Source organism: Sphingorhabdus sp. EL138, assembly GCF_900258045.1.
Taxonomy (GTDB): Bacteria; Pseudomonadota; Alphaproteobacteria; order Sphingomonadales; family Sphingomonadaceae; genus Parasphingorhabdus.
The window spans coordinates 253,959-263,764 of the sequence record NZ_OGVD01000002.1 but is presented as its reverse complement, the minus strand read 5'-3'; the positions used below and the strand labels follow the sequence as shown (position 1 = coordinate 263,764).

Here is a 9,806-nt window from a genome sequence, read left to right as displayed (position 1 = left end):
CTGTTCATCAACAAGGGAGAGTCATCGCCATGAACACAGATGTCCTGATCATCGGAGCCGGCGCAGCTGGACTGAGCGCTGCTCTGGCAGCGCATGAGGCCGGTTCGAGCGTCACAGTCATCGAAAAGCAGCCGAAACTGGGCGGCACCGCTGCAATATCGGGTGGCATTGTCTGGATACCCGGTAACCGGCAGATGCAGGTGCATGGTATCGAAGATAGCCGCGAAGACGCCCTCGCCTATTTCCGCTCTCTCGATCAGGGCGATATCGATGACACTATATTGTCCGCCTTTGTCGAGGAAGGTCCACAAGCGCTAGGCTTTCTCGAAAATCTGGATGCGGCGAGACTCAGCCTGCTGGAAGGCTATCCTGATTATTATCTCGACCGGCCGGGAGCTAAACCGGATGGCGGCCGCGCTCTCGATAATGATCTGTTCGACTTCTCCGCACTGGGCGATTGGGCCGACAAGGTCTTTGAACATGGTCCCGCGCCGCGCATGATGCTGCGGGAAACGCCTTTGGGCGGCGGCACCGGACAAGTTGATCCAGCCGAAATGGCCCGCCGCGAAAGCGAAGATCTACGCGGCTGGGGACAGGCTTTGATCGGGCGCCTGTTAAAGGCCTGCCTTGATCGCGGGATTGAACCCTTGCTGGATGTTGATGGCCACCGCTTGATTGTCGAGAATGGCCGCGTAGCCGGGGCCAAGGTCCGCCGCGACGACGCCGATTTGACCATCAACGCATCACAAGGTGTAATACTGGCAACCGGCGGTTTTGAATGGAATGAAGAGCTGAAACAGGCCTTTTTGCGCGGCCCGCTGGATGCCCCCGCCTCGCCGCCGGGCAACCAGGGCGATGGTCTGAAAATGGCCATGGCCGCCGGAGCAAGCCTTGGCAATATGACCAGTGCCTGGTGGGTACCGACCCTCTCAATCCCCGAAGTAAAATGGGAGGGCGGCGAGCAGCGCTCCATGCCGGTACTGATCGAAAGAACGCTTCCGCACACTATATTGGTCAACGGAGCGGGGAAGCGCTTTTGCAACGAGGCCAATAATTATTCTGCACTAGCCGGGGCTTTTCACCAATTTGATCCGGCGACCTATTCTTATCCAAATTTGCCCGCCTATCTGATTTTCGATTCGCAATATATGTCCCGTTACCCGCTGGCTTCGGTCATGCCTGGGGATGCAGTGCCAGACTGGATAACCAGTGCAGATGATCTGGGAAGTCTTGGCGATGCAATAGATATTGATGGCGAGCGGCTGGAAGAAACGGTCGCCCATTTCAACGCCCATGCAATCAAGGGTCATGATCCAGATTTTGGCCGCGGCGAGAGCGCATATGACCGCTTCTACGGCGACCGTTCACGTGAAGGCGCATCGGCGACATTAGGACCAATCACCAATGGCCCATTCTATGCGGTGGAAATCCACATGGGAACACTCGGCACCAATGGCGGCGCAAAAACCGATGGTTCAGCACAGGTGCTTGACCATCAAGGAGAGCCGATTCCAGGCCTGTTCGCGGCAGGCAATGTTATCAGCTGTCCAACCGGCGGGGTCTATGCGGGTGCAGGCGGAACACTCGGCCCTGCCCTGACCTTCGGATATATCGCTGGCCGGTCTGTCGCACGGCGCATCAATAGCTAAAGAAAATCAACGAAATTTGAGAAGAGGATAGAACCATCAGAATATTGACCATCGGCGCAACCGGCGACCAAGGCCATCCTTTGCTAGAACGTTTGCTTGCGGCAGGCCTGCATCCGGTGGCAGCGCTGCGCAATACAGCCGCACTGGCCAATACGCCCTTTGCAAATGTCGAGACCGTAGAAGCCGATCTATATGACGAGCAATCCATGGTCGCGGCGGCGCAGGGCATGGATGCCATTGCCATGCACCTGCCCTTTGTATTTGATCTTGAAAAAGCGACCGAGCTCGGTCGTAACATCGCAGCTGCAGCCAAAGCCAGCAGCGTTCGAAAAATCGTGTTCAACACGAGCTGTTATGTGGCCGATGAAGATAACGGCAATCCTGCGCATGACGGCCGCCGGGCGATTGAAAAGGCGATTATCGATAGCGGTGTCAGCTATGCGATTTTTGAAACCAAGGTCTTCATGGACAATATGATCCGCAGCTGGAACAAACCCTCCATCGTCAACAGTTCGATATTTGCCTATCCTGCCAAACCGGATCTGAAAATATCATGGATCTGCCTTGATGATGTCGCTGCCTTCATGGTCGAGGCGCTGCAAAATGATGATCTGCCGAGTGGACGTTATGCTGTTGGCGGACCGCAAGCTCTGGTTGGGGATGAGGTTGCTTCGATCCTCAGCGAGGCTGCCGGGAAACCCATCACATTCAAAAGCATGACACCAAATGAATTCGCATCCGCGATGAGCTTATTGGTCACCGGATCGGCGACTGTCGAACCCCAATCGATCTATAGCGGTATGGCAAGCTTCTACAGCTTCTATAATGAACAGCCGATATCACCGCTCATCGCAGATATAGTGGAAATGGCCAAATATTTTAAAACTCGGCCGACGCCACTTGCCGAATGGGCGGCGCGACAGGACTGGAGCGATCCAACCGATCCGGCTCTTGCGATCCGAATGGCAGGTGCCCGATAATCAGTAATTGCCAGAGATCAGAACTTATACCCGACCTCGACACCAAAGCGCCGGAGCTGACCCGGTGAGATAAATGATCCGCCAAATTCAATCGCCGGAATAACCTCGTTGAGATATTTGCGGTTGAGCAGATTGTCAGCAAAAGCGGTGACATTCCAGTTATCCCCTTCCAGACCAAAGCGCAGGTCGAGTACGCCAAAGGCTTCCCGCTCGGTAATCGAATAGTCCGCATCACCAACAAAGGCTGGTAAAACCAGTTTGTTTGGTGAATTTGCATCTGCCGGTAACGGCAGCAAACCGCTGAACAAGGTCGGACTGGTATCATCCTGAACAGAGTGGAACCAGGTGGGTCCGGTAATCCGGTAGTCTGCCCGCATCACTAGATCAAAATCGTTAGCAATTGGCGCAACAACCTGCGTACCGATATTGATCGTATAGTCAGCCGTGTAAGGTGATTTATTCCCAACCGTGTTGGGCCGCGAAGCATTGGCCTTGATTTCGCTCTCGGTCACGTTGACCGCGCCAAAAATGTCCCAGCCTTCCACGATTTCGGCATTTGCGTTGAATTCCAAACCGTAAAGTTCAACTTCATCGATATTGGAAACCACCCGCAAAAGACCGAAACCGCCGACGAAAAACTCGAAAAACTGCATGTCATCGACATCGGTATAATAGCCGGCAAGATCGAAGGTGATCCGGCCATTGGCAAGAGAGCCTTTGAAACCCGCCTCAAAAGCGCTGGATTTTTCCTTGCGGAAAATATCGTTGATCAAGACATTTGTGCCAATAAACTGGTTGAAATTCTGATCCACAATCGCGGCAGAACCCTGGTTGTTGAAACCACCGGATTTGAAGCCGATGCCCCAGTTGGCATAGAAGTTAATGTCGTCCGACAACCCATAGCGCAGCGACAATTTTGGTTGCAGCTGCTTGAACGTTTCCGACTGATCTGGAATCGCGCCAAAGGCCTGACCCGGATTAATCGGCGTTCCTGTGATAGGGTCAGTTGCCAAGGGTACTTGGCTTGATACTTCGCGATCCTCCACGTCATAACGCAGAGCCAAACCAACATCAAAATTATCCGCCACTTCATAGTCCAGCGATCCGAATACGGCATAGACGTTGGTGTTGAAATTATCGGCGAAGAGCTGTGACGTCGGATTGGCGCTGTCCGGTCCATTGAACAATTGACGGATAACGCCCTGCCCCAAATCAGCTCCCAAGCTCACGCCTACATCACGATCGATATTCAGGAAATAGCCGCCGACCTGCCAACCGAGCGGGCCATCACCATTGGAAGCTAACCGGACTTCTGCGCTAATATCGGTCTGTTCACGGATCTGGAACTGCGTGCCGTCACAGGTTGTTGGACTATAGGGTCCGAAGGTCGATCCATTAACCGGATCAAAGATAAACGGGATAGGGTTGTTGCCCACAAAACCCGGCTGGTTAACGGGAAATCCGGTCAGCGCTGCAGTAGAACCAAAACAATTGTTAGAGGCATCAACCGAAGCTGGAGTGGCTCCCGGGAAAGTATAACGCGCAAAATCAGCAGACGTACCATCGGCCGTCAACGCCTGATCCACATCGGCATAAAGCGCCCATGCGGTCAATGTCGCAAAGTCAAATTCATGGGTCAGCTTAACCGATGCTTCAAATGTTTGCTGTTCATTGGTCGGACGAATGTTCGAATAATAGTTAAACGGGTGATCGTTCACATCTTCAAAAAACGCCGGATTGGTCGCCGCGAAATTCGGCAAGTGGAAAGCAGCGTTGAAGTTGATGGATGCGCCGGACAGATCCGCATAGCGAGCCTTTACGTCAACTTCGGTGTCGGGGCCCAGCTCAGCCACAAACCGTCCATCAATCGACCATGTCTCCTGGTCATCAACCACCTTTCGGTTGTTCAGGAAGCTGTTCCGGTAGAAGCCATCCGTCGTGTTGTAAGAACCCGACAAAACGAAACCGGCAGTGTCGCCAACAGGAGCTGATATATAGGCAGACGCTTTGTAAGTATTATCTTCGGCTGCACTTAACCTTACGCCGCCTTCCAGTTCATCGCCTGGTTTCAGTGTTTGAATAACAATTGCGCCAGCCGCAGCATTCCGGCCATAAAGCGCGCCTTGCGGGCCCTTCAAAATTTCAATCTGGCGTAATGTACCCTGATCCTGATTCAATTGGGCGGTGTTGGTTTTAAGGATGCCATCCACCACCAAAGCAACAGAGCTTTCCGCATCCCGCGCGCCGTTTATGCCGCGAATGTTGATCTGTGTATCGCCGGCTTCGGCCGTACCGCTAACGATAGTGACACCGGCGGTCAGCTGCACAAACTCGTCCGCCTGTTCTATGCCAGTGCGTTCAAGCGTTTCGGCCGTAAAAACGGTAATCGATGCGGGTACTTCGGCAAGCAATTCGTCCTGTCGCCGCGCAGTAACGATAATAACATTGCCGCTATCTGCTTCACCGGCTTCCTGATCGCCGGTCGATTGAGCAATGGCCGGATTGAAACTTACGAGAGCAGCGACACCCGCCGATAGTGAAAGAGCTGTTTTGAAGCGACGCATTTTACTTTCCTTCCCTGAATGGAATGAGATGCAGGCCTTTTGACCCGTCATTTTGACGTTAAACGAGGACATTCTCCCCGCTCATATAGACATAGACTTCCTGAAATTTTCCGTCGCGCATGCGCCAGAAATTTGTGTTGTTTAACAACGTGACATTACCGTCCGCGTCCGTCAGCTCGGCCACAAAACTGGCGGCGATCCGGCCATTGGCTTCGTCAACAGTGCAGGTAAAATCACGGTGAATAATGGTTTCATAGGCACCAAAAAAATCCTCAAACATACGTTTGATTTCCGCCTTACCTGCATGACGCGTAAAGCTGGTCTGGACGCAGAATAGGGCCTCATCGTGGAAGCACGCCAGCGTAGCATCCATATCTTTCGCATCGACATTGCCAAAATAGGTTTTCGTCGCAAATTCGATTAGTTCTGCACGAGAAGGGCCAGGTTCATACTGCATCAGGCGTCTCCCTCTTTGAGCAGATTGTCGCCGCTCATATAAACGAAAACATGCTGGAACAGCCGGTCCTTGCAATAGAAGCGGTTGCAGTTCTCATAACGCAGCTGTTCACCACCATTGGGCGTGATCAATACCGTGAATTGCGAACAGATCGTATTGGTATCGGGGTCAGCGGTATGAACAAAGTTGCCATGCCAAATGGACTCAAAATCCGTGAACAGCTTTTCAAACATAGCCCTGATGGCATCGCGACCTTCATGAATCGTATTGGATGTCGCTTCATGCAAAATCGCGTCTGGTGCAAAACAGTTAAGAACCTGTGTCATATTCTTGTTATCGACACCGTCGAAATAGCGCTTGGTCACGATATCGACGTAAAAGGGATAAGGTAGCGGAACTTGTCCTGCCATACCGGGGGTCCAGTCAGCCATTAATACCATCCTTTTCTGATATCATCGTCTTTGGGCACTTCGGGTGCCGGAAACGCTTTTTTGCTGTGGGTGAGCCCAAGTTCGATCAGCGTTTCGAGAAATTTATAGGCGACCTGTCCGGGGTTCAGGACGGGGATCGGCATGTTGTCATCAAGATATTTTGCCGACTGGTGCATGGTTGTTGAACCGAGTACGATCACATCCGCGCCATCCTCTTCCATTGCTGCCGTCGCTTCGGCCTTCAGTTTGTCGAAGATCACCTCTTCTTTGCCAGCAAGCAATTCGGTCACGTCGGGCCGCGTATCTATGGATCGCAGTGAAGCCACACGATCCCACCAGCCATATTCGTTCAAGGTCTTCTCGTAGAGCGGGAACCATTCCGGCCACATGGTCAGCACGGTAAATTTCTTGCCCAACATCATTGCAGCCGCAAAAGCCGCCTCCCCGGGACCGACGACGGGTATGGAAAGACGAGAGCGCAAGGCTCTCATGCCACTGTCACTAACTGTATCAATCAGGACACCGGCATAACCTTCTTCTTCGGCTTTGATGCCAGCCTGAAACACAGTCCAGTCCATCAACATGGTATCATGATAGCTGTCGCCCAAAGCTGCACCCCAAGGTACCGCCACAAATTCAGGTGCAAATCCGTCGCGGACGAAATCAGCAGGCAATTGTTCCGCGCGGGCAGCAACACCGGCTTCATCCATTGGGATCGGAACGATGACTTTTATACGATATGTTTCAGGCATAGCGATTGACAATTCCCTCCCAGCAACCTCTATTGTATACAATTCATACCCGTCAAGGAGAAATTGGTTTCCACTATCAATCTTGTTTGGCCATCTTGTCCGCAAACAAATTTGAGGTAATGTGTTAGATATGAGCCGCGCATCTGAAACTGCTTATCAAAAAATACGCTCCTTCATCCTGCAGGGAGAGGCAGTGCCTGGTATGCAACTGACGGAGGAAAAGCTGTCTGAAATCTCGGGCGTCTCGCGAACGCCGGTAAGAGATGCCGTCCGCAGGCTGGAAAACGAGATGCTGGTTATCCGCAGCGCATCCAAACGCCTTTCGGTAGCGGATTGGTCCGAAGGCGAGGTCGACGAGATGTTCACCCTTCGGGCGATGCTGGAGGCGCATGCAGCGGCTCGTGCGGCGCGGCGGATTGACGGCGATGCATTAAACGCATTGCGCGGCATCAACGATGAACTCAAACGGGCAATTAAAAAATCACCACCTGACGTAACGGCCTTTCTTGAAGCGAATCGGCGCTTTCATGATCTGATATTGGAATGCGCGCAATCGCCGCGCCTGAGCAAGCTGATGCCGGCGTTGGTCGAACAGCCGGTGGTTCGGCGGACCGCCCAACAATATTCAAAAACACAGCTTCATCAGTCAGCTATTGATCATGACGAGCTTATCGCTGCTTTTGCGGCCAAGGATGCCGACTGGGCAAAATCGGTTATGACGAGTCACATTCGCAGGGCGTTTCATTCATTTAGTGTTACCGCAACACCGAAATCTTGATGCTTCAAATGATACCACGTTCCCGAAGGTCGCTGATCTTGGAGCTGTCCATACCCAGCAATTCTCCATAAATCGCTTCATTATGGCCCCCCAGGTCAGGGCCGATCGTTTCGACGCCGCCAGGGGTATCGGACAATTTCGGCGCAACATTCTGCATAACGAAATTTTCATGCTGGGGGTGATCCATTTTTACCAATGCATCCCGCGCTTCAAAATGCGGGTCCGCCAGCATTTCCGGCGCACGGAAGATATTACCCGCCGGAACGCCATTCACTTCGCACAGGTCCAGCACTTCCTGACTGGTCAAAGTCCGTGTCCAGACGTTGATCAGGTCATCCAGTTCAGTCTGGTTTTCACCTCTCGCAACATGGGTGGCGTAACGAGGGTCATCGCCCAGTTCCGGCTGCCCCATCATCGCCGACATGCGTTTCCAGACGCTATCCTGATTACCGCCGATCAGGACGCTTCCGTCTTTGGTCTCATACACGTTGGATGGCGCTATTTTCGGCAGAATAGAACCGGTTCTTTCACGAATATGACCCGCAACTGTGTATTCCGCGACGGTCGATTCCATATTGGCCAAAACTGCTTCGTAAATCGCCGAATCAACGACTTGGCCTTTGCCAGTCACATGCCGATGGTGCAGCGCCATCATTGCGCCAAGACAGGCATAGGTTGCCGCCAGAGAATCACCGATCGACAAACCGGCGCGACTTGGCGGACGGTCGGGTTCGCCGGCAATATAGCGCATACCACCCATTGCCTCTCCGATAGAACCATAGCCTGCGCGCGAGGCATAAGGACCTGTCTGCCCATAGCCGGAGACGCGGATCATGATCAGCGCTTCGTTGATCGCGCTTAACTGATCATAGCCCAGGCCCCATTTTTCCATCGTGCCTGGGCGGAAATTTTCCAGCAGAAAGTCACTTTTCCCGACCAGTTTTTTTACAATCTCCTGACCTTCTTTTTCGCGCAGGTTGAGCGTGATCGACTTTTTATTTCGCCCGACGACCGAGAACCACAGCGGTATCCCCTGCCCCCAGCTGCGCATTGCATCACCGACCTTTGGGGGTTCGATCTTGATTACTTCCGCGCCATGATCACCCATTAGCTGACCGCAAAATGGTCCGGCAATAAGCTGCCCCATTTCAATCAATCGTAGCCCGGCCAGTGCCCCTTGCGCCATTAAAAAACCTCCTGCATGATGCTTTTGCTATACAAAGCACAATATGGATTGTATACAATTTCTATGGCACATGAAAACCCCATATCTGTCGATATCGTCGAAGTCGGCCCGCGTGACGGACTGCAGAACGAGCCGGATATCATATCTACCGCAGACAAGTTAGGCCTGATCAACCAAATGATCGACGCCGGTATTCGCCGGATGGAGGTCGCAAGCTTCGTCCATCCCAAGCGTGTCCCGCAAATGGCCGACGCCGAGGCCGTTATCGCTGGCCTGCCTGATCGTGACGACATGTCCTATATCGGCCTGTGCCTCAACAAGCGTGGCGTCTTGCGCGGACTTGCGACGAAAGAAGGCGGTAAGCGCGGAATTGATGAAGCCGGCTGCGTGATCGTCGCAAGCGATACTTTCGGTGAGAAGAACCAGGGCCAGACCATTGAACAGGGCATAAGGGAGAATCGCGAAATGATCCGCTTTGCCAAGGGGGAAGGCTTAAAGGCGCAGGTTACGATCTCTGCCGCCTTTGGGTGCCCCTTTGAAGGCCATGTCCCGCCTGAGACCGTACTGAATATCGCAAGTGAAATGGCCGAGGAAGAACCGCTCGAAATTGCGCTGGCCGACACAATCGGGGTCGGTGTGCCCGGACAGGTCGAGGATTTGTTCGGGCGTCTCAGCGAAATTTTACCCGACCATATCGCGATGCGCGCGCACTTTCATGACACGCGCAATACTGGAATCGCAAATGCCTGGGCGGCGGTCCGGTCGGGTGTTTCTACGCTCGATGCCAGTCTTGGCGGTCTCGGTGGCTGCCCGTTCGCTCCTAACGCCACCGGCAACATAGCGACCGAGGACTTGATCAACCTGCTCGACCGTTCCGCGATCGGGCATGGCGTCGATTTAACGAAAGCCATCGCCACCAACCAGTGGTTTGAAACAATAATGAAACGGCCGTTGCCATCGCTTGTCGCAAGAGCCGAAGCCTGAATGCATAAATTACAAGAGAGAGAAT

Annotated in this window: 9 protein-coding genes; 4 read left to right on the top strand and 5 right to left on the bottom strand. The window is 53.1% G+C overall.

Annotation, left to right across the window (positions count from 1 at the left end; genetic code table 11):
• The first annotated feature begins 29 nt into the window (after positions 1–29).
• Positions 30–1,649, top strand: coding sequence for an FAD-dependent oxidoreductase (locus DK507_RS04665; RefSeq protein ID WP_109355212.1), 1,620 nt, complete (start codon positions 30–32; stop codon positions 1,647–1,649).
• A gap of 44 nt (positions 1,650–1,693) precedes the next feature.
• Positions 1,694–2,629, top strand: a complete 936-nt coding sequence (locus DK507_RS04660; protein ID WP_162558895.1) for an SDR family oxidoreductase — start codon at positions 1,694–1,696, stop codon at positions 2,627–2,629.
• Between the two features lie 17 nt (positions 2,630–2,646).
• On the opposite strand, the gene DK507_RS04655 is transcribed toward DK507_RS04660, so the two are convergent.
• From DK507_RS04655 to DK507_RS04640, 4 genes are read right to left on the bottom strand one after another with little or no spacing between them, the layout of a single operon-like run.
• The gene (locus tag DK507_RS04655; protein ID WP_109355210.1) at positions 2,647–5,193 is read right to left on the bottom strand and encodes a TonB-dependent receptor; all 2,547 of its coding nucleotides are present in this window, start codon (positions 5,191–5,193) and stop codon (positions 2,647–2,649) included.
• A gap of 58 nt (positions 5,194–5,251) precedes the next feature.
• On the bottom strand, positions 5,252–5,650 hold the full coding sequence (locus tag DK507_RS04650) for a nuclear transport factor 2 family protein (RefSeq protein ID WP_109355209.1): 399 nt from the start codon (positions 5,648–5,650) through the stop codon (positions 5,252–5,254).
• A complete protein-coding gene (locus DK507_RS04645; RefSeq protein ID WP_109355208.1) occupies positions 5,650–6,081 on the bottom strand; it encodes a nuclear transport factor 2 family protein in 432 nt (143 codons plus the stop codon). The genes DK507_RS04650 and DK507_RS04645 overlap by 1 nt, the downstream gene beginning before the upstream one ends.
• Positions 6,081–6,833, bottom strand: coding sequence for an aspartate/glutamate racemase family protein (locus tag DK507_RS04640; RefSeq protein ID WP_109355207.1), 753 nt, complete (start codon positions 6,831–6,833; stop codon positions 6,081–6,083). The genes DK507_RS04645 and DK507_RS04640 overlap by 1 nt, the downstream gene beginning before the upstream one ends.
• Before the next feature lie 130 nt (positions 6,834–6,963).
• Here DK507_RS04640 and DK507_RS04635 point away from each other — a divergent pair, with 130 nt between their 5' ends.
• Entirely contained in the window at positions 6,964–7,611 is a 648-nt protein-coding gene (locus DK507_RS04635; RefSeq protein WP_109355206.1) for a GntR family transcriptional regulator, read from the top strand.
• Between the two features lie 4 nt (positions 7,612–7,615).
• Here DK507_RS04635 and DK507_RS04630 read toward each other — a convergent pair whose 3' ends face one another.
• The gene (locus tag DK507_RS04630; RefSeq protein WP_109355205.1) at positions 7,616–8,797 is read right to left on the bottom strand and encodes a CaiB/BaiF CoA-transferase family protein; all 1,182 of its coding nucleotides are present in this window, start codon (positions 8,795–8,797) and stop codon (positions 7,616–7,618) included.
• Between the two features lie 63 nt (positions 8,798–8,860).
• On the opposite strand from DK507_RS04630, the gene DK507_RS04625 reads away from it, so the two are divergent.
• Complete coding sequence (locus tag DK507_RS04625) at positions 8,861–9,781, top strand: hydroxymethylglutaryl-CoA lyase (protein WP_109355198.1); 921 nt, start codon at positions 8,861–8,863, stop codon at positions 9,779–9,781.
• The last annotated feature ends 25 nt before the right edge of the window (positions 9,782–9,806 follow it).

Excerpts from the sequence above, each read along its gene's own strand:
- DK507_RS04630 (WP_109355205.1), bottom strand. The coding sequence starts at position 8,797 with ATGGCGCAAGGGGCACTGGCCGGGCTACGATTGATTGAAATGGGGCAG.
- DK507_RS04635 (WP_109355206.1), top strand. The coding sequence starts at position 6,964 with ATGAGCCGCGCATCTGAAACTGCTTATCAAAAAATACGCTCCTTCATC.
- DK507_RS04665 (WP_109355212.1), top strand. The coding sequence starts at position 30 with ATGAACACAGATGTCCTGATCATCGGAGCCGGCGCAGCTGGACTGAGC.
- DK507_RS04625 (WP_109355198.1), top strand. The coding sequence starts at position 8,861 with ATGGCACATGAAAACCCCATATCTGTCGATATCGTCGAAGTCGGCCCG.
- DK507_RS04655 (WP_109355210.1), bottom strand. The coding sequence starts at position 5,193 with ATGCGTCGCTTCAAAACAGCTCTTTCACTATCGGCGGGTGTCGCTGCT.
- DK507_RS04640 (WP_109355207.1), bottom strand. The coding sequence starts at position 6,833 with ATGCCTGAAACATATCGTATAAAAGTCATCGTTCCGATCCCAATGGAT.
- DK507_RS04645 (WP_109355208.1), bottom strand. The coding sequence starts at position 6,081 with ATGGCTGACTGGACCCCCGGTATGGCAGGACAAGTTCCGCTACCTTAT.
- DK507_RS04650 (WP_109355209.1), bottom strand. The coding sequence starts at position 5,650 with ATGCAGTATGAACCTGGCCCTTCTCGTGCAGAACTAATCGAATTTGCG.